Origin of the sequence: Kribbella jiaozuonensis, assembly GCF_005233875.1 — a bacterium.
GTDB classification, from domain to species: Bacteria; Actinomycetota; Actinomycetes; order Propionibacteriales; family Kribbellaceae; genus Kribbella; species Kribbella jiaozuonensis.
The window spans coordinates 416,237-441,971 of record NZ_SZPZ01000001.1; the positions used below are offsets into that span (position 1 = coordinate 416,237).

The following is a 25,735-nucleotide window of genomic DNA, read 5'->3' on the forward strand; positions in this document are numbered from 1 at the left end:
GTATGCAACGGATTCCGTCGAGTGTTGCCTCGACAACGGTGTCAGAATCCGTTGCTGCTGATCAGTGCGGGAGCTTCCGGGTGTCGATCAGGTGCTGGGCGACGTCGCGGAGCTTGGTGTTGGTGTCCTGCGAATAGCGCTTGAGGATCGCGAACGCCCGATCGTCGTCCACGTCGAAGCGCTCCATCAGGATGCCCATCGCCTGGCCGACCAGCTTCCGCGCGTCGACCGCCTGCGCCATCGTCTCCTCGTGCCGCGCCGACGCCACCGCGACCGACGCATGCCGCGCGAGAATATGCGCGATCGCCTCGTCGTCCTCGGTGAACGCATCCGGGATCGGGCTGTACAACCCCAGTACACCGACGGTCTGTCGCGTAGCGTCACCGGTTGCAAGCGGTACGTCGAGAACCGTGCGCACCCCGAGCGCCGCAACCCTCGCCGCCCACTCGGGCCAGCGCTCGTCGGTCGTCGTATCCCGGATCAGGATCGGGGTCCGATCGTTGAGCGCGGTAACCAGCGGACCGTTCTCCGTGGTGATCTGCAGCTCGTAGACATCGGCAACGACAGGGTCCGTGACAGCGGCGATCTCCGCTCGCGAACCACGGGTGTAGAGGGCCACGCCGGCGTACGTACAGCTCAGCGCCTGCAGCGCGAACTGCACAACAGCATCGATCGTTTCCTCGACACCATCCGCATCATGCAACTCGATCGCCAGCCGGGCAAACGTATCCGCCGACGTAGCGAGGTCAGGCTCGGTCACAGGGGCTCCAGGGCATGGTCGTGCAACAAGGCACGGTAATCATGCAGCCCAGATGCCCCGAAGCGTTAGCCAGTCCACCGAACCGAGACCATGCCCCAACCCACCCCCGATCGTTGGCCACCCCCGCAGTACTACGAAAGCCTGCACCGGGGGGGGCGGTTGGGGTGAAGACCAGCCCATCGCGGGGCTCCGCGCGGCTCCTTCGTCGCCGTGCTCCGCGCCGCACCCGCCCACCCCCGGGCTTATCGCCCGGAGCACCCTTTCCGGCTATCGCCGGACCTGTGGGCTACCGCCCACACCCGTGCGCGCTACCGCGCGATCGACCGCCCCGTGGTGCGGCTGGTTCGTACCCGGCGAGGTGGATGCGGTCGGCCCATCGTGGGGCTACGCGCCGCCCTACCCGGCCCGGGCGCATCGCCCGGGCCATCCCTTTCGGCTGTCGCTGGACCTGTGGCCTATCGCCCGCATGGTGCGCGGAGCCGGGATCGACACTCAGCACACGATGAGCGATACCGGCCGGGAGCGCGAGACGATGCGTGAGTTCATGCGCCAACACGACTTCAGGATTGCGAGGCGAAAGCACAACCGCCGCCTAGCTCATACAGCGACGTCGAACCCGTGCCAGGTGGCGCGGTTGCGTCCGGGCCCCCTTGACTCTGGCCGCTTGGAGCCCGCCGGAACTCCACCCCCCATCAGGTTGGACCTCACGCCAGCTAGTGGTACCATTTTTGGTACAACTGGAGATCCGGTGCCGGCGCTGGGGATCCCGCCAACTGACAGCTGCGAAATCACACACGAAAACATAAACAAAGAAACTCGCAAAACAAACAAAACTTACAAAGACAACAAGACTTAACAGACTTACAAAAATGACAAAACTTACAAAAATGACGCGAATGACATGGAGGGCCAAGTGGCGATTAACGCATCCGCAGCGCGGCGGGACCTGTTCCCGCTGATCGAGCAAGTCAACGACGACCACACCCCAGTGGAGATCACGTCAAAGGCCGGCAATGCGGTGCTGATGTCGCTAGACGACTACACCGCCTTGGAGGAGACGGCCTACCTCCTGCGGTCCCCCGCGAACGCGCGGCGACTGCTGGAGAGCTTGAATCAGGCCAAGGCGGGCAACCGAGAGGAACACCCGCTGTCGTGAAGGTCGCATTTACTCCTACAGGGTGGGAGGACTATACATACTGGCAGGTCAAGGACCGCGCCCAGGTCAAGCGCATCAACCGCCTGATCGACGACGCGTTGCGTGACCCGACCAGCGGTATCGGGAAGCCGGAGCCCTTGAAGCACGTACTTCAAGGGGCGTGGTCCCGGCGGATCGACCAGGAGCACCGACTCGTCTACATGATCGACGATGACTACCTGGTGGTACTGGCAGCCCGCTACCACTACGAGAAGTAGACCCACCCCGCAGTGCCAGCAGCCCGGTTCCTCGAGAACCGGGCTGCCGGTCGTTCTAGGACCATCAGGGGCTTACGTGGCCCTTTCCATTTCCTGGGTGCATCATGAGCGTCACACAGCTGGTCCTGTCGGGGCGCCACCCTGTTTCCGTGCCTCGATTGTCGGCTGCCTCAGGCGCACTGGATGGCTCTACGTGTCGTCCACCAAGGGAGCCCGTGTGGCCAAGAAGTCCTGGACTGCTGCAGGAGCAGCCCGTCTGCTGGTGAAAGCAGAATCTCGACCTCCGGCCCGGCCGGGTCATGGAGGAGTACCAGGTTAAGGCGCTGACGCTGGGGGATTCAGATGGAGCCGCACTGCCGCTTTTCGCTCCTGACAGGCTCCGCGGCTGACCCGCTGCTCGGATCCGCGCGAGTCGTTGGTTGACGACCGCGGGTCTGCGTCGCCTCTCACCCAGGGTCAGCGTGACTCACACGAACTAGCGCGACCACGGGGCGGTCGGTCGCGCGGTAGCGCGCACGGGTGCGGGCGGTAGCCCGCAAGTCCGGCGATAGCCGGAAGGATGCTCCGGGCGATGAGCCCGGGGGTGGGTGGGTGCGGCGCGTAGCACGGCGACGAAGGAGCCGCGCGTAGCCCCGCGATGGGCTGTTCCTAGTTGTTTGACGAAATTGCTGGTCTGCGTGGTTACAGTTTCCCGTGTGGCGGACTTGAGTGGTCTGTTCAGTGGGCGGACCAGTTGGCGGCGGGAGGTTGCCGCGCCGATGCGGTCGTTTCTGCGGACCGAGGCGGGGAGTTCGGGGGTACTCGCAGCGGCGATCGTCCTCGCCCTCCTGTGGGCGAACCTCTTTCCGGGCATGTACGAGGACCTCTGGCGCACCCACCTCTCCGTCGGGCTCGGGGACGGCGTACTCAGCCTGGATCTCAGGGAGTGGATCAACAGCGGCCTGATGACGCTGTTCTTCCTCGTGGTCGGGCTGGAGGCGCGCCGCGAGTTCGACCTCGGGGATCTCCGGGATCGCACCCGATTCATCCTGCCGATGCTGGCGGGCATCGCCGGAATGGTCGCCCCGGTGCTGATCTACCTAGCGTTCAACGCCGGCGGACCGGGATCGCACGGCTGGGGCGTCGCGATGTCGACCGACACCGCGCTCGCGCTCGGTCTGCTTGCGCTCGTCGGGCGCGGCGTACCGGATCGGGTGCGGGTGTTCCTGTTGACGGTGTTCGTGGTCGACGACCTGCTCGCGCTAGTTGTCATCGCGGTCGTCTACAGCGAGGACATCCAGCTGATGCCGCTCGTGCTGGCGATCATCGCGTTCGCGATCGTCCTCGTGCTCGCGATATTCAGAGTCCGCAAAGCCTGGGTGTACGCCGTCCTCGGTGTCGCCATGTGGGCCGCGCTCCTCAAATCCGGTGTGGATCCGGTCGTTGCCGGACTGGCGATCGGTTTGACCGCGCCGGCGTACTCGCCCGGGCGGGAAGAGCTCGAGGAAGCGACCGGGCTGTTCCGGCTGTTCCGCGAGCAGCCGACGCCCGAGCTGGCCCGCTCCGCGACCGTCGGCCTGACCACGACGATCTCGCCGAACGAGCGCCTGCAGTACCTCTACCACCCGTGGACCAGCTACCTCATCGTCCCGCTCTTCGGCCTCGCGAACGCCGGCGTGACCATCGACATGGCGTTCCTCGGGCGTGCGTTTACCTCGCCGATCACGCTCGGCATCCTGCTCGGATACGTGATCGGCAAGCCGATCGCGGTGACGTCGGTGTCGTGGTTGCTGGAGCGTCTCAGCCGCGGCCGGATCCGGGCCGGTGTCGGCTGGGCAGCGGTGCTCGGCAGCGGGACGATCGCCGGGATCGGTTTCACCGTCTCCTTGCTGATCGCAACGATCGCGTTCGACGGCCCGCAGCTGGCCGAGGCGAAGGTCGGTCTGTTGTCGGCGGTGATCGTCGCGTCCGCGCTCACCTGGGTCGTGTTCCGCGCGGCCAAGCTGCTCTCCCCGCCGAAGAAGGCGTTCGCGCTGCTCGGCGACGCGGAGCAGTTGCAGGACCTGACCGACCCGGTCGATCCAGAGCGTGACCACATCCGCGGCCCGGAGAACGCGTCGGTGACCCTGGTCGAGTACGGCGACTTCGAGTGCCCGTACTGCGGTATGGCCGAGCCGATCGTCCGCGACGTACTGCAGGACGTCGACCTGCGTTTCGTCTGGCGCCACCTGCCGCTGAGCGACGTGCACCCGCGGGCGCAGATCGCGGCCGAGGTGTCCGAGGCCGCGGCCGAGCAGGGCAAGTTCTGGGAGATGCACGACCTGCTGCTCGCGAACCAGGACAATCTGCAGCCCGCGGACATGATCCGGTACGCCGGCCAGCTCGGCCTGGACACCGACAAGCTGCACGACGAGGTGAAGCGGCACGTGGCGGCGGCCCGGGTCGCGCAGGACGTCGAGTCCGCCGACACCAGCGGCGTGTCCGGTACGCCGACGTTCTTCGTCAACGGTCAACGGCACTACGGGGCGTACGACGTGGAGTCGTTGAAGGCGGCGATCAAGGTCGCGCGGGCACGGGCCAAGATCACCCAGCGTCATGGCTGAATCTTGATGTACTACGACATTTCTGCCACTGTTCGCCGTGCCATGAGATAGCTGACCCTGGCTGCATGACCAAACAGATCGACCAGGCCGCCGTTGTACACTTCGCCGAGCGGCTGGCGTACGAGACGGACGTGTCGGATGTCGCCTCGGACATCGGCGGCGGGGTGACGGGCTGGGTGCTGATCGACAGCCGCAGTCAGGAGAGCTGGGACCAGGGCCACGTCCCCGGCGCGGTCCACCTGCCGACGCGGGAGATCGCGGCTCGCGCGGCGTCCGTCGTACCTGAAGGTGTGAACATTGTGACGTACTGCTGGGGGCCGGGATGCAATGGCGCGACCCGTGCTGCGCTGGAGTTCGCGAAGCTCGGGTATCCGGTCAAGGAGATGATCGGCGGGTTCGAGTACTGGACCCGTGAAGGGCTGCCGGTGGAGACCGCCGACGGGATCGATCGCCGGCTGCCGGATCCGCTCACCGCGCCGCGTGGGGTGGCCTGCGCGTGCTGAAAGCCCTGTGGACGTTGAGGTTTTACACAGATTGAACTCGCCGTGGTGAAACGCTGACTCTCCGTACGTTACCCTCGTAGTGGACCGACGCGAGGAGACAGTGTGACCGATCAGCCGATGAATGACGGTGGGCTGGTCGCGCACGGGATCGACACCACGCGGCCCAGCGTGGCGCGGGTCTACGACTACGCCCTCGGCGGTAAGGACAACTACGAGTCCGACCGCGCGCTGTACCGGCAGATCATGAAGATCGCGCCGGAGACACCCGTCTGGGCCCGGGCGAACCGGGCCTGGCTCCGCGAGGTGATCACCTGGCTGGCCGAGGAGGCCGGCGTACGGCGATTCATCGACGCGGGCTCCGGCCTGCCGACCGCCGAGAACACGCATCAGATCGCCCAGAAGGTCAACGCCGACACCTCGGTGATCTACGTCGACAACGACCCGTCCGTGGTCGCCCACGGGCGGGCGTTGCTGCTTGACAACGACCGGACGCAGTTCACCGCCGCGGACCTCACCAAGCCCGACGAGGTGCTGGCGGAGCCGTCGATCGCGGCTCTGCTGGCCGGCGGCGAGCCGGTCGCGCTGGTAATGGCGCTGATGCTGCACCACATCCACGACTACGAGCAGACCCTCGAGATCGCCCGCAAGTACGTCGACGCGCTGCCGCCGGGCTCGTACCTCGCGATCACGCACGCCTGCAATCCGGGTGACGGCGGGCCGGTCGACGTGATGGTGACCGAGCTGCTGGAGAAGGTCAAGGACGCCTTCCCGACGCTGGCCTTCCGCTCGGTCGAGCAGATCACGTCGCTGTTCGGCGACCTGGAGATCCTCGAGCCGGGCGTCGTCCCGCTGGGCGAGTGGCACGTCCCCGGCGGCCGCGTCGAAGAGGAGCGCCAGGCAGACATCCGCGATGCCATCTACGGCGGAGTCGGCCGGAAAGCCTCCAGCTAACCCAGGTTGGCCAGGTAGTCCGCGTTCCCGCGGATCGCGGCCTCGTAGCGCTTGATCTCGGCCGAGTCGACCTTGTCGGCGATCACCAGCAGCAGCGTGGCCAGCGCCTTGTCCTGGTAGCCGGCGGCGTGCAGCGTCAGCGCCTTGAAGACCCGCAGCGAGTCCGATTCCGGGTACTCCGCGCACGCCTGTTTGAACACCGCCAGCGACTCGTCGAAGCGCTCGAGGTTGCGCAGCGTGCTGCCGTACTGCAGCAGGCACTTGCGCCGCGTCTCCCCGGTCAGCCCCGGCAGCGCGCGCTCGTAGTACCCGACCGCCTTCTCCTCCTCGCCGGCGGTGTCGTACGACCCGCCGACCTCGTAGAGCACGTGCGGGTTGTCCGGATGCTCGCTCAGCAGCTTCTCGAAGAAGGCGATCGTCGGGCCCATGTTCGACCGGTCCCGCCGGGCGAACGCCTCCTCGATCGTCGCAGCCAGCTCCGGAGTCAGGTCAGTCGTCACATCTCCATCATGCCGCGTCCGACTGGTCACCACGTCGCTGCTGCCACGGCCACGACCCGGAGATCTCCACTTCGAGCGCGAAACTCAGCACCACCCGGATGATCACGATGAGGCCGAGCACCAGCACGCTTTCGAGGGAGGTCTCGACGATGATCGTCCGGATGATGTCGCCGACGATCAGGATCTCCAGGCCGAGCAGGATCACCCGGCCCAGGTCCACCCGCAGCTGGGTGTAACTCCCGGCGCCTTTGCGGATCACGTCGTACGCGTAGCGGACCAGGACGGCGGCGAGGCCGACCGCCATGATGACCACGCCGGAGCCCTCGATCACCCGGGCCACATCCGCGAAGACTGACTGGAAGTCCACCCTCCAGGGGTACCAGTCAGGCGGCGCTCTCCGCACTCGCCTCGCCGGGGCAGATGTTCTGGTTGAGGTGGAAGACGTTCGCCGGGTCGTACGCCGTCTTCAGCGCCACCAGCCGCTCCAGCTTCGCCGGCGGGAACGCGCGCTGGATCGGGTCGCCGTTCAGCGTGTTCACGTACGCCCCGCTCGCGTACGGCGCCAGCGTCGCGGCGTACCCGCGCAGCTGAGCGATCCGGGTCTGGTCCTCGTCCGCGTCCTCCCAGCGGGTCGCGGTGACGAACTCGAACAGCGTGTCCCGGTGGCTGAACGCCGCATCCCCATCCGGTACGTCGGCGATCGCGCCGCCGTACGCCTGCAGGCTCGCGGACGGACCCGGCGTACGCAGCAGTGCCCGGATGGCGTCGTCGGGCAGGGACTTGAAGTAGTGCCCTTTCCAGTAGCGCCGGTACCGGTGACCCTGCACGTTGTCGTCACGCGTCTGCAGTTTCAGGTACGTCGTCTCCTCGACCACCTCATCGACGACCGGACCGAGCGCGCGGAACGCCGGCAGCAGGCCGTACCCGCCCTCGCCGACCCACACATACCCGACTGTCACCGTGCTCGGCGTGATGTTCGCGGTGAACGTTGCCTCCCGCGGGGCCTCGGCGTTCAGCTCACGCCAGCCGCGCAGTACGTGGAAGCCGGCCGACGCCGGGTAGGTCAGCTCGACGATCAGCGCCCGCGTACCGACCTCGTGCAACTGGAACTCGAACTGCGTCACGATCCCGAAGTTCCCGCCACCGCCGCGCAGGCCCCAGAACAGCTCGGGGTTCTCGTCCGCACTCGCCCGGACGACAGATCCGTCGGCAGTCACGACCTCGTACGACACCACGTTGTCGCAGGCCAGCCCGAACCGCCGGGCCAGCCAACCCATCCCGCCGCCGAGCGTCAGCCCACCGACTCCCGTGTGGGAAACGTTCCCCGCGGTCGTCGCCAGCCCGTACTCCTGTGCAGCCTTGTCCAACTCGCCCAGCAGCGCGCCGCCCTGTACCCAGGCCCGCTTCAGCGAAGGATCCACCTCTACCGAGTTCATCGGCGTCAGGTCGATCATCAGCCCACCATCGGGTACGGCGAGACCCGCGATGTTGTGCCCGCCGCAGCGGACCGCGATCTCCAGGCCGGCCGCCTGGCCGAACCGCACCGCCTCGACGACGTCCGCGGTGCTCGAGCACCGGGCGATCGCGGCCGGACGGCGGTCGATCATCGCGTTCCAGACGGTCCGGGCCTCGTCGTAGCCGGCGTCGCCGGTGTGCAGCATCGTGGTCATCGCTCTCATCTCCTTGTCATTTGGTCTGTGCACAACCCTGACAGCGAAGCGGTACTCCGATAAGGTCCAGTTGTGTGAGCCGAATGAGGACCAGTTCCGGTTCCGGTGAGCTCCTGGTCGAGCTGCAGCGGGACAGCGGCGTACCGCTGCATCAGCAGTTGGAGAGCGGGATCCGGACGCGGATCCGGGCCGGTCTGCTGCGGCCCGACACGGTGATGCCGTCCACGCGCGCGCTCGCACAGGATCTGGGACTGTCCCGTGGCGTGGTCGTCGAGGCGTACCAGCAACTGGTCGCAGAGGGCTATCTCGTCAGCCGGGGCGGCGGGTACACGCAGGTCGCGGACATTGCCGTGGTCGAACCGACGGCCGCGCTCCGATCCGCGAGCGGCCCGCCGCGGATCGACTTCCGCTACAGCCGGCCGGACGTCTCCCAGTTCCCCCGCGCCGCGTGGCTCCGGTCGATACGGCGCGTGCTGAACGAGACGCCGTACCGCAGCCTCGCCTACATCGACGGTCGCGGCACCATCGAGCTGCGTACGTCGCTCGCCGACTACCTCAACCGAGTCCGCGGTACGGCGGCCCGCCCCGAGAACATGCTGATCTGCAACGGGTTTGCCCAGGGCTCGCGGCTGCTGCTGCAGGTGCTGGCCGCGCAGGGGTACAAGCGGCTGGCCGTCGAGGATCCGTCCGACAACGAGCTTCGCGAGGTCGCCTCGGCCGCCGGGCTCGAGGCGGTCGGCGTACCGGTGCTCGAATCGGGCGTCGATGTCGACGTGCTCGAGCGGTCCGGGGCGGACGTGGTGCTCGTGACGGCAGCCCATCAGTTCCCGACCGGCGCGGTCACCTCGGCGGAGACGCGGGCGGCGCTGGTCGCGTGGGCCGAGCGGCGCGACGGGCTGGTGATCGAGGACGACTACGACGCGGAGTACCGCTACGACCGCGAGCCGATCGGTGCGATGCAGGGGCTCGCACCCGAGCGCGTCGCGTACGCCGGGACAGCGAGCAAGACACTTGCGCCCGGGCTGCGGCTGGGGTGGCTGATCCTGCCGGCCTGGCTGGTCGAGCCGATGGCGCGGGCGAAGCTGATGGACGATCGCGGGTCGCCGGTCTTCGATCAGCTGGCGTTCGCGGACTTCGTGGCGCGGGGTGAGTTCGACCGGCATCTGCGGCGGATGCGGCCGCGGTACCGGCTACTGCGGGACACGTTGGTGGAGGAGCTTTCCCAGCGGATCCCGGAGCTCGAGCCGGTCGGAGTGTCGGCCGGGCTGCATGTGATGACGTTCCTGCCGCCGGATCTCACCGAGGACGCGGTGCGTACGGCGGCGTTGGAACGCGGGCTCGGCGTGTACGGGCTGGCGCAGTACTGGGTGGCCGGATCAGGGCCGGCCGGGCTGGTCTTCGGGTACGGATCACTCACCCAGAAAGAAGTTGTCGAGGGCATCGAACTGCTCGCGGACGCGGTCGCGACGATCCGCGATCGATGAATAATTATCCATTTCATTGCAATTCGATCCGAGCGGTTCTACTCTTGGTGGAGTGATCGCCGCAGCTCGCATCGACTCCTTGATGAACCAGGCGTGGCCCGCCGCGGACAGCACCGAACTCGACGGCTGGCTGGTCCGCCGCAACGCAGGTGTCACCCTGCGAGCCAACTCGGTGCTGCCCGCCAACGCACCTTTCGACGTCCAGAAAGCCTTGGATTACGTCGAAAGTCTGTATCTCGCGCATGACATCACGCCGTCGTTCCAGATCAGTCCGGCGGTGCAGCCGAGCGACCTGGACGTCCACCTCGAAGCCCGCGGGTACACGGTTCGCAACCCCACGCTGGTGCAGTGCGCGGCGCTCCCCGACGTACTCGCCAAGCTGCCCGTGGCGGCGGACGAGGTGAATATTTCCACGGCCCCGTCCGCCGCCTGGATGGACTGCTGGTGGGGCGTCGACGGTCGCGGCGGCGCGGCGAACCGCGACACTGCCGAGCAGATCCTTGCCCGGGGCAAGGCTCTCTACGCGAGCATCCCCGATGGTCAACAGGTGAAGGCGATCGGCCGGCTCGCGCTCGTCGACGACACCGCAGGTCTGTACTGCCTGGCCGTCGACGAACGCTTCCGGCGTCAAGGGCTCGCGTCCGCAGTCATCCGCGGTTTGTTGCAGGCGGCAACGGCCAAGTGGGTCTGGCTGAGCGTGCTCGAGGACAACACGCCCGCCCGCACCCTTTACGACAACCTCGGCTTCCGCACGGTCTCGCGGTACCACTACCGCGTCAAAGCGTGACCTTCTGCAGGTGATCGACGACGACGAACTCGGCGCCGGTCCGCTCCACCGACTGGCGGAGTGGGGCGAGATCGGTCCAGGGGATGCCGGGATCGTCGAGTGGCTTGTCGAAGTCGTCCCAGTGCGTCGCGATCACCTTGCGCACCGGCTTGATGGTCTGCATCAGGCGGTCGGTGATGCCGGGTTCGCCGCCGGGGGCCGCGAAGACCACGTCGACCTGCAGGTCGCGCAGGGCGTTCGGGTCGAAGTTCGCCGTACTCAGGCTGAGGATGCGCAGGCCGCCGATCGTGATCACGAACGCGAGCGTGCCGCCCTCGACCAGGTCCTCGATCACGCGCGGACGCGGCGGTACGTCGTACCGGTAGCCCGGGTAGGCGTACGTGTGCCGCTTGCCGCTGCAGGAATGCAGCGACGGGAACACCTCGATCGAGAAGCCGTCGAACGGCAGGTACTCACCGCCGCGGACCGGCGAGAGCAGGTCGTCCTGCGTCCGCATCGCGCGGAGCAGATTGGCGTGCGTCTCGGTGCACAGCACGGTCGCCTGCGTCTTCTTCGCGACGTACGGTACGTCGGCCATGTGGTCGTAGTGCGCGTGATGAACCAGGATCGCGTCGGCCGTGGTCAGGTGCTTGTCGATCACCTCGGGCTTGATCACGAGCTTGGTCTTCGGATCCGCACCCTCCGGCGTGAACGTCCCCGTCTTGAAGCGGGTCAGCCACGGATCCGTCAGTACGACGCTCTTGCCGCATTTGAGCTGCCACGCGTGCGTCCCGAACCAGGTCAGCTCGACCGGTTCGCGTTTCGGCTGCGCCGCCGGGGTCGTCACCGCTTCGCTCCGGCCTTCGAGCCCGACCACGCCGGCCGCCCCGACCGCCGCCGCTCCGACCGCGGCCGCGCCCGTCAACATGCCTCTCCGACTCACCTTCACGCTGTCTCCTCTCGTCGTGCTGGGGCTTCAGTCAAGGCCGGGCTGACACGAGCTGTCGAATATGCTCTTGAGCATGGGCCGATTGTCTGGAGATATCACCGCAGGTCAGTCACGTCATGCTCACTGAAAGGCATCTGCAGATTTTCATCGCTCTCGCCGAGGAGCAGCACTTCGGCGACGCGGCCCGAGTCGTCGGAATCACCCAGCCGCCGCTGTCCCAGGGGTTGCGCCGCCTCGAGGCCCTCGTCGGCGCCAAGCTGTTCGAACGGGGTGCGGGCGGGGTCGAGCTCACGCCCGCCGGGGTCGCGCTGCTGCCGTACGCGCGCCGCGCGCTGACCTCGATCGAGGAGCTGCACCAGGCCGCGGTCTCCCGCGATCCCGAAGGACCGGAGATCCGGCTGGGCCTGGCGCCCGAGGTCCCGCCCTCGGCCGGTGCCGCAGTCGCCGTCGCCTCCGGCGCGGTGATCCCGGGCAGCCGGGTCACAGTCGTCACCGCCTCGACGAGCTCGTTGATCAACCAGGTGAATACGGGCCGGCTGACCTTGGCCGCCGTACTGCATCCCGTCGTGCTGGACGGATTGGAAGCCGGCCCCGTCTCGCTGCTTCCGACCTGGGCGCTCGCGCCGGCCGGCGTGGTCGACGGAGAGGTCGTCGGGTTGCGGCAGCTCAAAGGCCTGCCGGTCGCCGTCCGGCCGCGCACCGAGGCACCGGCGGCCCGCGATCTGTTCCTGGACACGCTCGCCTTGCATCGACCCACCGGCGGGACCGTCGTCGTCACCGATGAGCGAGCAGGCTTGGCGATGGCTGCCGCGGGCCAGGCGATCGTGGTCACGGCAGATCCCGCGCTGACCGCGCCCGGCGTGACCCGCCATCGGCTCGCCGACGATCCGCTGCCGTTGCGGCTCCGGCTCGTGTGGTCGAGGACGCGTACGCCGTTCCTCCGGCCGAACGACGTGATGGCACAACTGACCGAAGCGCTGGTGGCGTCGTGAACGCCCGTATCCGCGCGGTCTTCGAGGACGCCGGCGTACGCGGCTGGTTGCATGCGGTCGCGCTGGACGAGCCCGAGTCGACGGTCGAGGTCGACGCGGACGGGATCGTGCCGCTGGCCTCGGTGTACAAGCTGCCGCTGCTGGCCGGGTTCTGCCGGCTCGTGGATCTCGGCGAGATCGACCCGCGGGAGCAGCTCACGCTCGATCCCTCGACGAAGACGGGCGGACCGACCGGGTTGTCGACCTTCGCGGATCCGGTCACCGCGTCGCTGCGAGACCTGGCGCTGTCGATGATGACGCTCTCCGACAACGCGTCGGCGGATGCGCTGCTGGACGTCGTCGGCCTGCGCCGGCTGGCCGAGCTGCTGGAGTCATTCGGCCTGCACCGGACCCGGGTACGCCGCGGTACCGCGGGCAACCTGCTCGACCTGCAACGGCGTACCAGGACGAACGATCCGGACGCGGCGCTCGCCGTACTCGCGGACAACGACCGAACTGATCCGGCCGGGGTTTATGAGGCTGCGAACGCGTCGGCGAGCAGCGCCCGCGACCTGACGTTGTTGCTGCGGCGGCTGTGGGCGGGGGAGTTGTTGTCGCCGGAGCAGACCGAGTTCGTGAAGGTGACGATGCATCGGCAGGTGTTCCTGCATCGGCTGGCGTCCGGGTTCCCGCACGACGGCGTGCGTGTCGCGGGGAAGACCGGGACGTTCGGGGCGTTGCGGCACGAGGTCGGCGTGGTCACGCTGCCCGGTGGTACGGCGTACGCGATCGCGGTCTTCACGCTTGCCGCGCGCGGCGACATCCGCCAGCCACGCGTGGACGCCGCGATCGGCGAGGCCGCACGCGTGGCCGTCGACCTACTGCGTTAGACGATTGCGAAGGCCTCGATCTCGAGGAGGACGTCGGGGTGGAAGAGGGCTGCTACCTGGACGGCCGAGGCGGCCGGTTTGGTGCCGGGGATGTAGCGGTCGCGGACCGCGCGGATCGCCGGCATGTTCGCCATGTCGGTGACGAAGATCGTCATCTTCGCGACGTGCTCGAAGGTCGCGCCGGCGGCCGCCAGGCAGTGCTCCAGGTTCGCGAACACCTGCTCGGCCTGGGCGCCCGGGTTTCCGACTCCGACGAGCTTCCCGTCCGGGGCCAGCGCGACCTGTCCGGAGATCGCCACCCACTGCCCGTGACCGGTCACGACGTGGCTGTAACCGTTGCCCGGGGCAACTCCTACTGCGCGCGGATACTCCAGGTTGCTCATGCACCAGATATACCCCGGCAAGGGTTGAGAAACCGGTTTCCGTCGGGAGAGGATACGAGGGTGGGCCGGACACCGAAGGACTCGATCACGATCGCCGACGTCGCGCGGCTGGCGGAGGTGTCGCGGGCGACCGTGTCCCGGGTGATGAACGGGCGTCTCAGTGTCGCACCCGAGATCGTCGCCCGGGTGCGCGCGGCCGCCGAGCGGCTCAACTACCGGCCCAGCGACCTCGCCCGCAGTCTGTCGCTCGGCCGGACGAACATGGTCGCGCTGGTGGTTCCGGATCTCGGCAACCCGCTGTTCCAGCAGATCCTGCGCGGCATCACGAACGCTTCCGCGGCGGCCGGATACCGGGTGCTGGTCGCCGAGACCGATGAGGACCCGAGCGCCGAGGCGGCGATCGCGATCGAGGCGCGGCGGCGGTGCGATGCGCTGATCATGGTCTCGCCGCGGATGGATGAGGAGCGGCTGCTCGAGCTGTTGCCGCAGGTGCAGCCGGTCATCCTCGTCAACCGGCAAGGGCCGGAAGAGGTCGCGTCGGTGGTGGTCGACTACGGCCGCGCCGTACGGATCGTCGTCGATCACCTAGTCGGGCTCGGGCATCGGCGGCTCGCGTTCCTGTCCGGGCCGGCGGCGAGTGCGTCCAACACGCTCCGGTTGCGGGCGCTCGAGGTCGCCGAGCGGGAGATCCCTGGGCTGGAACTCGTTCGGTTCGAGTGCGGCCGGTCGATCGAGGACGGGTACGCCGCGGTCGAGCGGGTGCTCGAGTCGCACGTGACGGCGGTCGTCGCCTTCAACGATCTGGTCGCCTTCGGGTTGCTGGCCCGGCTCAATGAGGTCGGGGTCGCCGTACCGACTGATCTTTCGGTGACCGGGATGGATGACATCGGGCTGGCGCGGTTCGCCGTACCGTCGCTGACCACGGTTCGCGTGCCGCAGAAGGATCTCGGGGAGTTGGCCTGGCGGCGGTTGCACGCGTCGATCGCTGCGCCGAACGGCGACGCGGACGACGTACCGGAGCTGCGGTTGGCGGTGCGGGCGAGCACGGGGCTGGTGCCGCAGGCGCCGGTGTCGCGGAGTGGTACGTCGGCTGATCTGGTCGGCTGGCGGCGGCAGGGCGACATCTTCGCGCTCGGGAGCGATTCGGGGATGCTGGCGCGGTACGAGTTCGGGCGGCGGATGCCGCAAGTCCATGCGCCTCGGCCGTATCTGCACCCGGTCCGGACGCTCGGTGGGCACTCGTTGACCGAGGTGAGCCCGGTCGATCATCGGCATCATTACGGCGTCTCGCTCGCCGTACCGGTCGTCAACGGCACCTCGCACTGGGGCGGCCGGACGTACGTCCGCGATCAAGGACCGACCCTGCTGACGAACCACGGTCAGCAACGCAGCCGCGGCGTCACGGCCGACTGGCACGAGCTGATCGACGACATCACCTGGTACGACGAACAAGGCCGACCGCAGCTGGTCGAGCGTCGTCGTCTCGTCGGCGAACTCGCTGCCGGCGGCTGGCGACTCGACTGGGAGAGCGTCCTCACCGCGCGCTACGGCCCGGTACAGATCGAAAGCCCAGCCACCGTCGGCCGAGAAGGCGCCGCGTACGGCGGGATCTTCTGGCGGCTACCCCTGGTCGAAACGACGGTGCTCTCAGCCGATGGCGAAGGCCTCGATGCCGCCTTCCGCTCGACGAGTCCGTGGCTGGGATTCGTCCAAGGTGACGTCACGTTGCTGCTGGTCCAACCGGCCGACGTACGTCCGTGGTTCCTCCGCGTGGACGCGTACGTCGGCGCGTGCCCCGCGCTCTCGTGGGACGACCCGCTGACGTTGCAGCCCAATCAGGAGCTGACGTTGTCGCTCAGCGCGCTCCTGCTGGATCGGCGCGTGGATCTGGCCGAGGCTAAGACGTTGGCAAGCCAGTTGTAGGCGATGACGCCAGCGCGGACTGCCAGCGGCGAGGCACGCGGCCTGCAAGGCGTGCCGACCGGCCGGCAGAGACAGCGTCGCGCATCGCGGCGGCCATCAGGGCAGGTTTCTCCGCGCGGGTGACCGGGGTCGCGAGCATGACCGCGTCGCAGCCGAGCTCCATGGCCAGCGCGGCGTCGCTCGCCGTACCGATCCCGGCATCGACGATCACCGGTACGTTGGCCGCTTCCGCGATCAGCGCGATGTTGTGCGGGTTGCGGATGCCGAGCGCCGAACCGATTGGTGCGGCCAACGGCATGACGGCCGCACACCCGGCCTGCTCGAGCCGGCGGGCGAGGATCGGGTCGTCGTTCGTGTACGGCAGCACGGTGAATCCGTCCGCCACCAACGCTTCGACGGCATCGAGCAACTCGAACGGATCGGGCAGCAGCAGGTGATCGTCGGCGACGACCTCGACCTTGATCAGGTCGGTCTCCAACGCCTCCCGCGCCAGCTTCGCGGTCAGCACAGCCTCGGCGGCGGTGTGACAGCCGGCCGTGTTCGGCAGTACGTCGATGTTGTGCTTCTTGAGTACGTCGAGCACCGAGCCCTCGTGCCCCGTGCCCAGGCGGCGCATCGCGACCGTGGTCAGTTGGGTGCCGGAGGCAATCAATGCCTCCTCCATCACTTCCAGGTTGGCCGAACCGCCGGTCCCCATGATGAGCCGGGACGTGTACGTCCGTCCGCCGAGCTCCAGTGGATCATCCATGTCAGCCTCCCTGCGTCGCGCTGACGATCTCGACCCGGTCGCCGCTCCGCAACGCGGTCTGCGCCCACTCGGCCTTGGTCAGCACGTTCTGGTTCACCGCGACCGCGATCCCGGTGGTGCGATCGGAGTACTCCGTGATCAGCTCGGCCACGGACTTGCCGGCCGGTACGTCGATCGCCGTACCGTTCACCCAGACGGATTCCATCGCGCTTCCTCCCTACGCCGGAATTACCCGATTCAGGTTCGGCGGTCGGTGACGGCGTAGTCACCCTCTCAGCCCACTCCCGGCGAGCTCCCGCGGACGTTCTCGACTATAGCGCTCTCCCGCGCGAGGGCGGATATCGTGACCAAAAGCGCCCTGGGAGGGGGAGGCCTTGGCCAAGCGGGTCGGGATCTCGGACGTGGCTGCCCGGGCCGGCGTGAGTCCGACGACGGTCTCGCACGTGTTGTCGGGACGGCGGCATGTGTCGGAGGTGACGCGGGCGCGGGTGCGGTCGGTGATGGACGAGCTCGGTTGGGAGCCGAACCAGCTCGCGCGCAGCCTGCGGATGCAGCGGACGCTGACGATCGCGCTGATCGTGCCGGATATCACCAACCCGTTCTACCCGTCGGTCGCGCGCGGTCTGCTCGATGTGGTCAGCGAGCCCGGGTACCAGGTGCTGATCGGCAACACGGACGGCTCGCCGTCGGCCGAGAAGGATCTGGTCGCGCGGATGGTGACTCGCAGCGTCGACGCGATCGTGTTCGCCGGCTACTACAGCAAGTCGAGCGATGTCGCGGCCGCGGTCGAGGCCGGGATCCCGGTGGCGCTGATGGGAGGGCGTCGGGCCTCGGCGGGTATCGACGTACTGACCTCGGACGATCTCGCGGCGGGGGAGATCGCGACGCGGTACCTGATCGGTCGCGGCTATCACCGGATCGCGTTCATCACCGGTGCTTCGGGGGACGGGCCGCCTGCCGATCGGGTGAAGGGTTATCGGCGTGCGCTGACCTCGGCCGGGTTGCGGTTCAACAGTCAGCTGATCGTCCGAGAAGAGTTCTCGCGCGCCGGCGGTGCGGCGGGTATGGAGAAGCTGCTCGAGCTGCACAAACCGCCTCGGGCGGTGCTGTGCACGAACGACATGGTCGCTATCGGCGCGCTGGATGTCGCGCGGGCTCGCGGCCTTCGCGTACCCGATGACCTTGCGGTGATGGGTTTCGACGACATCGAGGCGGCGGCGCTCATCTCGCCGTCGTTGACGACGATCGCGGGGGATCCGCGCGAGCAGGGTCGCGCGGTGGGACGGGTCCTGCTGGGCAGGCTGGCGGAGACGGCCACCACCGCCAGCCTGCCGCAGCGCATTCTGTTCGCGCCTTCCGTCGTACCGCGGGAGTCCGCTTAGGGTGCGGTCACCGAGGTGACGGTCGAGCCCGAGATGTACGTCGGCCAGACGCCGACTGTGACCGTGATCTGGCCGCTTGCGTTAGGTGTCATCGTGCTGGTCAGGCCGTAGAGGCTGGTGACCTGGACGGGGCCGGTCGCGTTGACCGTCACCGTCGTGTTGGATCCGGATGCGGCCCAGATCGCGCGGAACGGCGTACCGTCGTTCGCCGCGTACACCTGATCGATCAAGCCGTTGCCGGGGTTCTCCTTGCCGAGGAACGTGGCGCCGCGCAGCTGACGGGCAGCGGTTGCGTAGGCGACGTACGACGGTTTGGGCGTGTACTTGCCGAGTGCGTCGGCCTCGTTGTGCACGAGCCCGAAGTTGTTCTCGGCCGCGGCCGGGTCGATGCCGTCGTTCTTGAAGTCGTACATGTAGAACCGGTCGACGTCGTGCCCGGGGACGTTGAGCATCTCGCGCGCCATGTACATCGCCTGCGTGGGCTCGTCGACGGGTACGGCGCTGCCGGAGCCGGTGTACCAGCCGGCCTCGGTGATCCAGATCGGCTTGTCCACACCGCCGTTGTACTGCCGGATCGTCGCCCGCACCTGATCGATCGCGGTACCGAGACTCTCGGGTGCGTGCAGGAAGTTGTACGGGTGGATCGACACCACGTCGAGGTACTTCAGCCCGCCGAGCTGGCAGAACGTCTGGAACCAGGCCTGTTGCGTCACGTCGGTGTCGCCGCCGCCGACGATGGTGAGATCGGGATGGGTCGCCTTCACCTTCGTGTACGTCGCCTTGAGCAGCGCGAGGTAGCTGTCGGGCGTCTTATTGGCCGGCCCGGCCGCGTTGACGTCCCACTCGTTCCACACGGCCAGGTTGTGGACCTGCGGATACTGATTCGCCAGCGCGTTGGCGTAGTTGGCGAACGCGGTCCGGCCGGCGTCGGTGTACGGCGCGTTGAAGAGCTGATCGGGGCAGTCGTAGAGGCAGTTGCCGTAGTCCGCGACCATCAACGGGTCGAGACCGTTGGATTGGAAGGACTGCAGGTACGTCGTGACCTTGGCCGGGAACGCGTAGGTGCCGGCGGTGGTCTCGGCGGCGGACCAGTACGCCTCATCTCTCGCCGTCCGCGCACCTGCCTGGCTTACCAGCGGGATCGCATCCGGCGCCCAGGAACCGGCAAAGTGCGTGCCGACCCCGTTGTACGTCGTGGGCGTCGTCGCTGCGACCGCGTCGACGTTGACGGAGGCCGTCGTACCGCCGCCGATGATCAGGCTATTGTCCAGCGTCAGCATGATCGCCTTGGCGGGGCCGTGCCAGATGCCGTCGTCGGCGCCGCCGAAGTGCAGGTAGCTGGTGCCGCCGTTGAAGGTGGTGACATTGAGTTGTTGCCAGGCCGTCGAGCCGGACAGCGTGAGACGTTGCTGATGGACCTGGCCGGTCGCGTCGGTCAGCCGCAGACCGATCGCCGACAACTGACTGGTCTTCACCCACAGGCTGAGGGCGGTCAGGTTGATCGGGACAAGGTTGCGCTGGATGGCGACGTAGTTGCCGCCGCCCGTGAAGTCACCAGAGAGCTTCGCGGACTGGGCACCGGCCTGCAAGTTCGTGGTGTCGTAGGTGAGGCTGCCGGTGGCGCCGGCGAACTCGCTGCCTGGGTAGAACGACCAGCCTTCGGCCGCGCTCTCGTAGTCGCCGAGCGGTGTCGTCGGTTTGGTCGACAGGGCGTTGAGAGTGAAGTCGTCGAGGCTCACGCTCGTGCTCGTCGCGCCAGGGATCGCTCCTTTGTCGAGCACGATCTCGAGGCCCTTGGCCGGACCGTGCCAGACGCCGTCGTTCGCGCCGCCGAAGTGGACGTACTGCTTGCCGCCGTCGAACCGGGCCACGCTCAACGGCTGCCAATCAGTTGCCCCAGACAACGTTAGGCGCTGCTGGTGGACCTGGCCGGTGGAGTCGGTGATGCGGAACGTGAGGAAGGACAAGTTCGGGGACTTGACCCAGAAGCTGACGCTGGATGCGTTGACCGATGGGAGGGTTCGGTTGACGCTGACGTACGCGCCGCCGGCGCTGAAGTTGCCGGACAGTTTGCCGGAGCTGGTGCCGGAGTGGTTGTCGGCGGTGTCGAGCGCGAAGCTCCCGGTTGCGCCGGGGAATTCGCTGCCTGGGTAGAAGGTCCAGCCTTCCGCGGTGTTCTCGAAATCGCCGACGTGGTTGGTGGTGAGGCCCGCGACTGACGCCGTACTGAGTGGGCTGAGGATGGCGAAGGTTGTCTGGGCGCTGAGAGTGCCTGCTTGGACGGTCAGCTTGTACCAGCCGCGGGTGGTGACCGAGATCTGCAATGTGCTCGCGGCGGCTTGGCTGCCGGTCGCGACGACGGTGCCGTTGACGTCGGCTGCGGACCAGGTGACGGATGACGCGTCGGTGCTGAGGCCGACCTTCACCTGCTGGCCGTCGGTGAACACGTTGCCGAGGGTGAGGGGAGTGAGGGCGAGGGTCGCCGCATGGGCTGGGGCGATGGTGCCGAAGCAGAGGAGGAGAACTCCGAGAACGATGGCAAGACTACGTCTCATGCCGACTCCTTGAATCAGGGCGGTGTAGGTGAGACGTCGGCTGCCACGACGTTATGCAAATCGATTTGTACTATCGCTGTGGGTGATCTTGGTGTCAACAGCTCAGCTGAGCTCGGCGCCAGTCAGTAGGGCGGCCAGCTCGGTCGGCCGGTACAGGACCTGCTTGCCGGTGCGTTGCGGCTCGACCAGGCCGGTACGGCGGAGCAGTTGGAGGTGCTGGCTCACGGCCGATGGCGTCACCTTGAGCTCGCCGGCGAGGTCGGTCGTCGTACGGGGATGTGTCAGGAGCTCGAGGATGTGGGCGCGCGGCGTACCTATGAGTTGGGCGAGATCTTGTTGCGAGGGCGGCTCGACGACCGACCACAGGTTGGCTTGGCCGCGGGGTGGGTAGCCCAGGATCGGCTCGGCTCCGGGGTCGAACGGGATCACGGCGTGCGGCCCGAACAGGCTCGGCTGCAGGACGAGTCCGCGGCCGTCGATGGCTTCGCTCCGGCTGATGACGGCTACGCGGTCGACCTTGAGGAGTCCGTCGGCGTACGTGATCGCCGGCGCGAGGCCGTTGAGCATGGCGCCGGTGCCGTGCTGGGTGAGGACGTGGCCGCGGTAGCTGATGTCTGCGGACAGGAGGGTGCGCGTCCGGTCCCAGTACGGCGCCATCATGGCGTCCCAGTACTGGCGGAGTGCGTCGATGACTTTCTCGAGGGTGAGGTCTGGCGGGAGTTCGCCGTTCACCGCGACGAGTTGGCGCTCGTACGTTTCGCGGTCGACGGCGGCGATGATCTCGAGCTCGTCGGCGAGCTGGGTGAGAGGCGAGGTCGGTCGCGGGGTGAGGAAGTCCGGGCTGCCCATGGTGTCGTTGACGAGCCACCGCAGTACGTCCCAATCGAGCTCCGTCACTTTGGGCTGGACCGCGCGTACCCAGCCCAGCTGGAGCGGGAACCTCCCCGGCTCCCGGAGCGCGCGCAACGACAACACCATCTCCGCGACCGGCGACACCGCAAACCGCACCTCCGCCAGATCACGCGAAGTCAGCTCGTAAGTCAGCACCTGTTAGCTGGCCGGCCCGTTGCCGTAGCCGAGGTCGTTGGCGATGTCGAAGTTCTCCGTGCCGTACTGCGTTTGCGGCTCCGCCACGTCCGTCCCCAGGTCGAACCCGGCCTCGGTCTCCTCCTCGGTCAGATCCGGCTCTACTGGATCCTGATCACTCATCAACCCCTCCTCGTCTCTTGTCGTACGACGGCAGTATGAACCACTGAGCTTGCTACTAGGCTGACCGAGGTGACGTCAGAGGAGCCGCCGGCTGTCTGGTGCATCGTCGCCAACGTCGTCGAGGAGCGACCGTACGGACCTGGTGGCGAAGAGACTCGGCGTGGGCTGAAGATCTTCCCGGCAGGCGCCAAGCTCTACGTCCCCGACGGCTTCGGCGGCATGGGCTGGGAAACCGTCGAGGTAGTCGGCCGCGGCCGGGGCTCCGCACGCTATGTCGCGGCAAGGGTCCAGACCGGGCAGCTGACCAACTGGCGGGTCAAGGCCGTCTACAGCCCGGCTGCTTTGCAGCAGGTAGAGCGAATCCGGGCCGGCCGTCCTGGATTCTGGCTTGCGTCGACCTTCGCCGATCTCACCAGCCAGGCGTACCACGATGCGCTGCTCGAGGTGGCGGCTGCTCTCTCCACGCCCTGAACTGTCGGTGGCTCGTGGAAGGGTCGGTGACGACCTCACGAGTGGAGGAAGCATGGGTTTTCGCACGATGGACGATGACGAAGCAGCGAAGTTTCTGGCGCAGCCGCTGGTTGCTGTGCTGGCGATCGACGATCCCGGCTGGTCGCCGCATGTGACACCGGTGTGGTTCCACCACCTGCCCGGCGAGAACAGATTCCAGGTGATGACGCCGGCGAAGTCGAAGAAGGCTCGGCTGCATCGCGAGGGTTCGGGTGAGTTGTCGCTGTCGGTGCAGACGGCCGACGGACCGACCGCGAAGTACGTGAATATGCAGGGTGCGGCACGGTTTCTTCCGTTGAGTTCAGACCTGCTGAACGCGATGGTGGAGAAGTACCTGCCGGAGGAGTTCCGCGCGGCGTACCTGGCCGATCCGCCCGAGGATTCGATGTTCGACATCACCCCGCGACGTATCACCACGGGGGTCATCGGCTGACACTTCGACGCGCTGCCTCGTCGTACCCGGCATGACGACGACACTCAACCAGCTCACCGGTGACTACGTGCTCGACGCCGCGCGGACGCGAATCGGGTTCGTCGCGCGCCACCGGATGGCCACCCGGGTGCACGGGCGGTTCGACGTGTTCGAAGGCGCCGTACACCTGGACGGCGACGATCCGGCCAGGTCGAGCGCTCAGCTCACGATCCGCGCGGACAGCATCGAAACCGGCGACCGACGTCGCGACGCCCAACTCCGCAAGGACTTCCTCGACGCGCCGACGTACCCGATCATCACCTTCGCCTCGACGAAGGTCTCGCAGGTCGGCGGCACGACGTTCGACGTGACCGGCGACCTGACCATCCGCGGCGTGACGCACTCGGTGACGGTGCCGTTCGAGCTCGTCGGTACTGCGGACGGTGTCGCATTCGCCGCCCGCCTGACGATCGACCGCGCCCGCTGGCAGGTGAACTGGAACGCCTTGACCACGGCCCTGGTCAGCCCGACCGTGGTCCTCGACCTCCAGGTGGTGGCCACGGCCTAGCCCTCGCAGGCGATCCCGTCGTGATCGGCGTCCAGACGGTAGATGTCCGAGCCGATCACCTCGATCGGACCGGCGACGTACTCCGGCCCGTTGCCACTGCCACCCGAACAGTCGACGTCGCTCGCGATCGGGACGCAACCGGAGTAGTTCGGGTCACAACCCGACGACTCCTCCTCCGGCTCGTCGACCTTGGTCCCGACGGCCGTGATCTGCGTCCGCGGCTCCTTCGCAACCTCCTGCCGCAACAGGTGCTTCGCCGTCTGCACACCATCCACAACCGTCACCCGGTAGATAAGGCGCCGAGTCCCGTTCACCCCTTTGGCCCGGACCTCCTTCTCACCCTTCGGCAGCGAGTCATCGGTCACCGTCTTCTTCTTGAACGCAATAACCCGAAGCTCGACAACTTCCTTGGTCGTGACGACCGGCGTGGCCTTAGGGACCGACGTGGGGACGCTCGTCGGCTGACTCGCCGTCGCCGTCGCCGTCTCTGTCTCTGTCGGGGTCGGCGTCGGCGTGGCGTTCGGCGTTGTGCTGACCCGAACGCTCGCAATCGCCGCCGGCTGATCCACCCCCGCCCCCGGCTCCGCCCCACACCCAACAACCAACACGCCAACAGCCGCGACCACCGCAGCACGAACAAACAACACAGCACTTCCCCCCAACCCGCCGTCGGTTCCCCCGCGGCAGGATTGTCACCACCCGGACCCCCCGAGCGAATTCCGATCTGTACCACCACCCCCACCCACACCGCGACCCCACGCCCCTCCATCCCCCCAAACCGCATCACTTCCGTGACCTACCCCGCAGTACCCCCAACTCCCACCCCCGCCCACCCCACTACCCACCGTAACCACCCCAAGCCCCCACCCCCACCAAGCATTCCCACCCCAAACCTGACACACTGTTCCCCTCACCAACTGAGGGCCTCTAGCTCAACTGGCAGAGCAGCGGACTTTTAATCCGCGGGTTGTGGGTTCGAGTCCCACGGGGCCTACCGCTTTCCCAGGTCAGGCGCAGATCAGCGCCTCGGCCACTTCCGTCAGGTCTGCTTACTCTGCCAATCCGCGGAGCCACCGCAGCCAGCTGGCTGCGCGTTGTTGAGCGATGTATCGCATCCTGTCGCACTGCTCTCGTTTCATCAGATCTCCGACCCGCCCAGCCGTTGAGCTTCCACGCGCAGCTGGACTGTGGAGGGCCGAGATGAGCAGACCGCACCCTGCGATCGGAACGTGGGGCAACGTCCGATCCTGCCCTGAGAGGAAGGACGCCCAGGGCAGGTGGTCTCCGGGCGTGCGTCCGCGTACTTCCGCGACCACGACGGACGTCCCCGTGAAGTCACCGCGTCCGCCAAGACCAAGACCGCAGCCGAACACCGCCTACTCACGAAGCTCCGAGACCGCGCAACGATCACGCAGTCCGGCGAGCTGAGCCCGACAGACAAGATCAACGACCTCATCGACCTCTGGATCGAGAAGCTCGAGGAACGCATCGAAGACGGCCGTCGATCACCGACGACCCTCACGACGTACCGCACAGCCATCAAGAACCACGAACGGCCCGCCCTCGGCCAACTCCTGATCGGTGAGGCAACCACGCCCCGCATCGACAGAGTGATCGGAACCATCAAGCGCAACGCGGGCCGCCCCACCGCGAAGACTTGCCGCGCGGTCAATCCGCCCGCCTCCAAGCCGGCCTCACCCGCAAACAGGTCGTCACGAAACTCGGCTGGCCAAAGACCAGACTCGAGCTAATCGAGAACGGCCGCATCAAGCTCGCTCGCGAACTCGTAGCCACCCTCTTCAAGACCTACCGCATAAACCTCGACGCATCCCCCACCATCAGGGCCCAAGTCGACCAAGCAGCCCAACCCTCACCCTCAGACGCCCTCATCTGGATCCGCTCCCACACCTTCCGCAAACCACCGCCACCGCCCTAGACCGCCGAGGCCGATCCGCCCGCCAAATAGCCGACCACCTAGGCCAAGCCCAAGTCTCCATAACCCAAGACGTCTACATGGGCCGCCGAATCCACAACCCCTCCGCAGCGGAAGCCCTAGACCAAGAATTCGCCAACCTCGACCTCTGGTGAGCACCTGCGTGGCCTGGGGACTGGCCAATGCCATGGATTCGCCAGCCGCGCCGTCAGGGATTTGACCAGTCTTCTTCACATCCAGGTGGATCATGTGGCTGGGGTCAACGGGACGATGCGGCGCGGTCGCCGGCTGGTGACCCGGGGGCGATGTAGTGGGCGCCTTTTGCAGGCCGAGGTGCCGTAGCTGGCGAGTGGCAACACGACGGGTGGCCGTTGTCCCAGCGACGTCGAACTCAATCGCGATCCGCGACGCCGGCACTTGTGATCGCGGCGCATCGTTCGGTCCGGGCTGTCACAGCGCCGGGGTCGCGGTGGGCTGACGGTGCGGTACCGACGACCAATCGCGCAGGCCGGCATCGACCTCCAGCGTCACAGGGTCAGGCTTGGAATAGTGGAGTCTGTGCGGCTGCTGCCAGTTGTCATCAGGAGGCAGGGCGGCGAGATTAGGAGTCCGCGCCTGTCCCTCCCGTTCTGTGCTTGCCGATGCCGTCGTGACGCTTCCAGGTCGCGCCACG

At 67.3% G+C, this 25,735-nt stretch carries 28 protein-coding genes, 1 tRNA gene and 1 riboswitch; of the genes, 17 read left to right on the forward strand and 12 right to left on the reverse strand.

The features are described from left to right. Positions 1-61: 61 nt before the first annotated feature. Positions 62-760: a GAF and ANTAR domain-containing protein gene (locus FDA38_RS01985; protein WP_137252347.1), complete on the reverse strand. Its 699-nt coding sequence runs from the start codon at positions 758-760 to the stop codon at positions 62-64. A 913-nt stretch (positions 761-1,673) separates the two neighbouring features. On the opposite strand from FDA38_RS01985, the gene FDA38_RS01990 reads away from it, so the two are divergent. The 5 genes from FDA38_RS01990 to FDA38_RS02010 all read left to right on the forward strand — a co-directional run bounded on the left by FDA38_RS01990 (position 1,674) and on the right by FDA38_RS02010 (position 6,209). After that, positions 1,674-1,916 (forward strand): type II toxin-antitoxin system Phd/YefM family antitoxin, encoded by a 243-nt coding sequence (locus FDA38_RS01990; protein WP_137252348.1) that lies wholly within the window; start codon positions 1,674-1,676, stop codon positions 1,914-1,916. Continuing rightward, positions 1,913-2,173 carry a Txe/YoeB family addiction module toxin gene (locus tag FDA38_RS01995; RefSeq protein WP_137252349.1) on the forward strand — a complete coding sequence of 87 codons (261 nt, stop codon included), beginning with the start codon at positions 1,913-1,915 and terminating at the stop codon, positions 2,171-2,173. The genes FDA38_RS01990 and FDA38_RS01995 overlap by 4 nt, the downstream gene beginning before the upstream one ends. A gap of 695 nt (positions 2,174-2,868) precedes the next feature. Then, positions 2,869-4,755, forward strand: a complete 1,887-nt coding sequence (gene nhaA, locus FDA38_RS02000) for a Na+/H+ antiporter NhaA (RefSeq protein WP_202877523.1) — start codon at positions 2,869-2,871, stop codon at positions 4,753-4,755. 65 nt (positions 4,756-4,820) lie between these two features. After that, on the forward strand, positions 4,821-5,258 hold the full coding sequence (locus tag FDA38_RS02005; protein WP_137252350.1) for a rhodanese-like domain-containing protein: 438 nt from the start codon (positions 4,821-4,823) through the stop codon (positions 5,256-5,258). Between the two features lie 102 nt (positions 5,259-5,360). Further along, a complete protein-coding gene (locus tag FDA38_RS02010; protein ID WP_137252351.1) occupies positions 5,361-6,209 on the forward strand; it encodes an SAM-dependent methyltransferase in 849 nt (282 codons plus the stop codon). On the opposite strand, the gene FDA38_RS02015 is transcribed toward FDA38_RS02010, so the two are convergent. Genes FDA38_RS02015 through FDA38_RS02025 form a run of 3 tightly spaced genes read right to left on the reverse strand, consistent with a single transcriptional unit; the run spans position 6,206 to position 8,379 of the window. Beyond that, a complete protein-coding gene (locus FDA38_RS02015; protein ID WP_233714467.1) occupies positions 6,206-6,709 on the reverse strand; it encodes a tetratricopeptide repeat protein in 504 nt (167 codons plus the stop codon). The two genes, FDA38_RS02010 and FDA38_RS02015, sit on opposite strands and share 4 nt — an antisense overlap. A 7-nt stretch (positions 6,710-6,716) precedes the next feature. Beyond that, positions 6,717-7,076 carry a DUF1622 domain-containing protein gene (locus tag FDA38_RS02020; RefSeq protein ID WP_202877524.1) on the reverse strand — a complete coding sequence of 120 codons (360 nt, stop codon included), beginning with the start codon at positions 7,074-7,076 and terminating at the stop codon, positions 6,717-6,719. 16 nt (positions 7,077-7,092) lie between these two features. After that, entirely contained in the window at positions 7,093-8,379 is a 1,287-nt protein-coding gene (locus FDA38_RS02025; RefSeq protein WP_233714468.1) for an FAD-binding oxidoreductase, read from the reverse strand. An 83-nt stretch (positions 8,380-8,462) separates the two neighbouring features. Between FDA38_RS02025 and pdxR the strand changes: the two genes are divergently transcribed. Then, positions 8,463-9,863, forward strand: a complete 1,401-nt coding sequence (pdxR, locus tag FDA38_RS02030; RefSeq protein WP_233714469.1) for a MocR-like pyridoxine biosynthesis transcription factor PdxR — start codon at positions 8,463-8,465, stop codon at positions 9,861-9,863. 52 nt (positions 9,864-9,915) lie between these two features. Beyond that, positions 9,916-10,650 (forward strand): GNAT family N-acetyltransferase, encoded by a 735-nt coding sequence (locus FDA38_RS02035; protein WP_137252354.1) that lies wholly within the window; start codon positions 9,916-9,918, stop codon positions 10,648-10,650. Here FDA38_RS02035 and FDA38_RS02040 read toward each other — a convergent pair. Then, entirely contained in the window at positions 10,640-11,578 is a 939-nt protein-coding gene (locus FDA38_RS02040; protein ID WP_233714470.1) for an MBL fold metallo-hydrolase, read from the reverse strand. The genes FDA38_RS02035 and FDA38_RS02040 overlap by 11 nt on opposite strands. Before the next feature lie 116 nt (positions 11,579-11,694). Here FDA38_RS02040 and FDA38_RS02045 point away from each other — a divergent pair, with 116 nt between their 5' ends. Then, positions 11,695-12,570, forward strand: a complete 876-nt coding sequence (locus FDA38_RS02045; protein ID WP_137252355.1) for a LysR family transcriptional regulator — start codon at positions 11,695-11,697, stop codon at positions 12,568-12,570. Continuing rightward, entirely contained in the window at positions 12,567-13,439 is an 873-nt protein-coding gene (locus FDA38_RS02050) for a serine hydrolase (RefSeq protein ID WP_137252356.1), read from the forward strand. The genes FDA38_RS02045 and FDA38_RS02050 overlap by 4 nt, the downstream gene beginning before the upstream one ends. Here the strand turns inward: FDA38_RS02050 and FDA38_RS02055 are convergent. Next, positions 13,436-13,822, reverse strand: coding sequence for a RidA family protein (locus FDA38_RS02055; protein WP_137252357.1), 387 nt, complete (start codon positions 13,820-13,822; stop codon positions 13,436-13,438). The genes FDA38_RS02050 and FDA38_RS02055 overlap by 4 nt on opposite strands. A 60-nt stretch (positions 13,823-13,882) precedes the next feature. Between FDA38_RS02055 and FDA38_RS02060 the strand changes: the two genes are divergently transcribed. Next, entirely contained in the window at positions 13,883-15,745 is a 1,863-nt protein-coding gene (locus FDA38_RS02060) for a DUF6807 family protein (RefSeq protein ID WP_202877525.1), read from the forward strand. On the opposite strand, the gene FDA38_RS02065 is transcribed toward FDA38_RS02060, so the two are convergent. Together FDA38_RS02065 and thiS are read right to left on the reverse strand one after the other, a co-directional pair. Further along, positions 15,720-16,493 carry a thiazole synthase gene (locus FDA38_RS02065; protein WP_137252358.1) on the reverse strand — a complete coding sequence of 258 codons (774 nt, stop codon included), beginning with the start codon at positions 16,491-16,493 and terminating at the stop codon, positions 15,720-15,722. The two genes, FDA38_RS02060 and FDA38_RS02065, sit on opposite strands and share 26 nt — an antisense overlap. Before the next feature lies 1 nt (position 16,494). Next, positions 16,495-16,698, reverse strand: a complete 204-nt coding sequence (thiS, locus tag FDA38_RS02070) for a sulfur carrier protein ThiS (protein ID WP_137252359.1) — start codon at positions 16,696-16,698, stop codon at positions 16,495-16,497. Beyond that, a riboswitch (TPP riboswitch) is annotated at positions 16,691-16,802 on the reverse strand. It overlaps the preceding gene by 8 nt. Before the next feature lie 65 nt (positions 16,803-16,867). Here thiS and FDA38_RS02075 point away from each other — a divergent pair. Then, the gene (locus FDA38_RS02075) at positions 16,868-17,875 is read left to right on the forward strand and encodes a LacI family DNA-binding transcriptional regulator (RefSeq protein ID WP_137252360.1); all 1,008 of its coding nucleotides are present in this window, start codon (positions 16,868-16,870) and stop codon (positions 17,873-17,875) included. Here FDA38_RS02075 and FDA38_RS02080 read toward each other — a convergent pair. From FDA38_RS02080 to FDA38_RS42030, 3 genes are all read right to left on the reverse strand, one after another. Next, positions 17,872-20,430, reverse strand: a complete 2,559-nt coding sequence (locus tag FDA38_RS02080) for a glycosyl hydrolase (protein WP_137252361.1) — start codon at positions 20,428-20,430, stop codon at positions 17,872-17,874. The two genes, FDA38_RS02075 and FDA38_RS02080, sit on opposite strands and share 4 nt — an antisense overlap. Positions 20,431-20,532: 102 nt before the next feature. After that, complete coding sequence (locus FDA38_RS02085; protein ID WP_137252362.1) at positions 20,533-21,477, reverse strand: ArsR/SmtB family transcription factor; 945 nt, start codon at positions 21,475-21,477, stop codon at positions 20,533-20,535. A 3-nt stretch (positions 21,478-21,480) separates the two neighbouring features. Beyond that, complete coding sequence (locus FDA38_RS42030; protein ID WP_170989558.1) at positions 21,481-21,639, reverse strand: hypothetical protein; 159 nt, start codon at positions 21,637-21,639, stop codon at positions 21,481-21,483. A 69-nt stretch (positions 21,640-21,708) separates the two neighbouring features. On the opposite strand from FDA38_RS42030, the gene FDA38_RS02090 reads away from it, so the two are divergent. The 3 genes from FDA38_RS02090 to FDA38_RS02100 are packed head-to-tail and all read left to right on the forward strand — an operon-like array spanning position 21,709 to position 23,129. Further along, positions 21,709-22,110 carry a hypothetical protein gene (locus FDA38_RS02090; RefSeq protein ID WP_137252363.1) on the forward strand — a complete coding sequence of 134 codons (402 nt, stop codon included), beginning with the start codon at positions 21,709-21,711 and terminating at the stop codon, positions 22,108-22,110. Positions 22,111-22,162: 52 nt separating this feature from the next. Then, positions 22,163-22,582, forward strand: coding sequence for a pyridoxamine 5'-phosphate oxidase family protein (locus FDA38_RS02095; protein WP_170989559.1), 420 nt, complete (start codon positions 22,163-22,165; stop codon positions 22,580-22,582). 31 nt (positions 22,583-22,613) lie between these two features. Beyond that, the gene (locus FDA38_RS02100; RefSeq protein WP_137252365.1) at positions 22,614-23,129 is read left to right on the forward strand and encodes a YceI family protein; all 516 of its coding nucleotides are present in this window, start codon (positions 22,614-22,616) and stop codon (positions 23,127-23,129) included. Here FDA38_RS02100 and FDA38_RS02105 read toward each other — a convergent pair. Further along, positions 23,126-23,698: a G5 domain-containing protein gene (locus FDA38_RS02105; RefSeq protein WP_137252366.1), complete on the reverse strand. Its 573-nt coding sequence runs from the start codon at positions 23,696-23,698 to the stop codon at positions 23,126-23,128. The genes FDA38_RS02100 and FDA38_RS02105 overlap by 4 nt on opposite strands. Before the next feature lie 352 nt (positions 23,699-24,050). Between FDA38_RS02105 and FDA38_RS02110 the strand changes: the two genes are divergently transcribed. From FDA38_RS02110 to FDA38_RS43595, 3 genes are all read left to right on the forward strand, one after another. Next, positions 24,051-24,123, forward strand: a tRNA-Lys gene (locus FDA38_RS02110). A gap of 283 nt (positions 24,124-24,406) precedes the next feature. Then, positions 24,407-24,880 carry a hypothetical protein gene (locus FDA38_RS42035; protein WP_170989526.1) on the forward strand — a complete coding sequence of 158 codons (474 nt, stop codon included), beginning with the start codon at positions 24,407-24,409 and terminating at the stop codon, positions 24,878-24,880. Next, positions 24,787-25,065: a helix-turn-helix domain-containing protein gene (locus FDA38_RS43595; RefSeq protein WP_137252367.1), complete on the forward strand. Its 279-nt coding sequence runs from the start codon at positions 24,787-24,789 to the stop codon at positions 25,063-25,065. Before FDA38_RS42035 ends, FDA38_RS43595 begins: the two co-directional genes overlap by 94 nt. The last annotated feature ends 670 nt before the right edge of the window (positions 25,066-25,735 follow it).

Coding starts and splice junctions, on each gene's coding strand:
- FDA38_RS02005 (WP_137252350.1), top strand. CDS start 4,821: ATGACCAAACAGATCGACCAGGCCGCCGTTGTACACTTCGCCGAGCGG.
- FDA38_RS02025 (WP_233714468.1), bottom strand. CDS start 8,379: ATGACCACGATGCTGCACACCGGCGACGCCGGCTACGACGAGGCCCGG.
- pdxR (WP_233714469.1), top strand. CDS start 8,463: ATGAGGACCAGTTCCGGTTCCGGTGAGCTCCTGGTCGAGCTGCAGCGG.
- FDA38_RS02045 (WP_137252355.1), top strand. CDS start 11,695: ATGCTCACTGAAAGGCATCTGCAGATTTTCATCGCTCTCGCCGAGGAG.
- FDA38_RS02055 (WP_137252357.1), bottom strand. CDS start 13,822: ATGAGCAACCTGGAGTATCCGCGCGCAGTAGGAGTTGCCCCGGGCAAC.
- FDA38_RS02065 (WP_137252358.1), bottom strand. CDS start 16,493: ATGGATGATCCACTGGAGCTCGGCGGACGGACGTACACGTCCCGGCTC.
- thiS (WP_137252359.1), bottom strand. CDS start 16,698: ATGGAATCCGTCTGGGTGAACGGTACGGCGATCGACGTACCGGCCGGC.
- FDA38_RS02080 (WP_137252361.1), bottom strand. CDS start 20,430: ATGAGACGTAGTCTTGCCATCGTTCTCGGAGTTCTCCTCCTCTGCTTC.
- FDA38_RS42030 (WP_170989558.1), bottom strand. CDS start 21,639: ATGAGTGATCAGGATCCAGTAGAGCCGGATCTGACCGAGGAGGAGACC.
- FDA38_RS02095 (WP_170989559.1), top strand. CDS start 22,163: ATGGGTTTTCGCACGATGGACGATGACGAAGCAGCGAAGTTTCTGGCG.
- FDA38_RS02100 (WP_137252365.1), top strand. CDS start 22,614: ATGACGACGACACTCAACCAGCTCACCGGTGACTACGTGCTCGACGCC.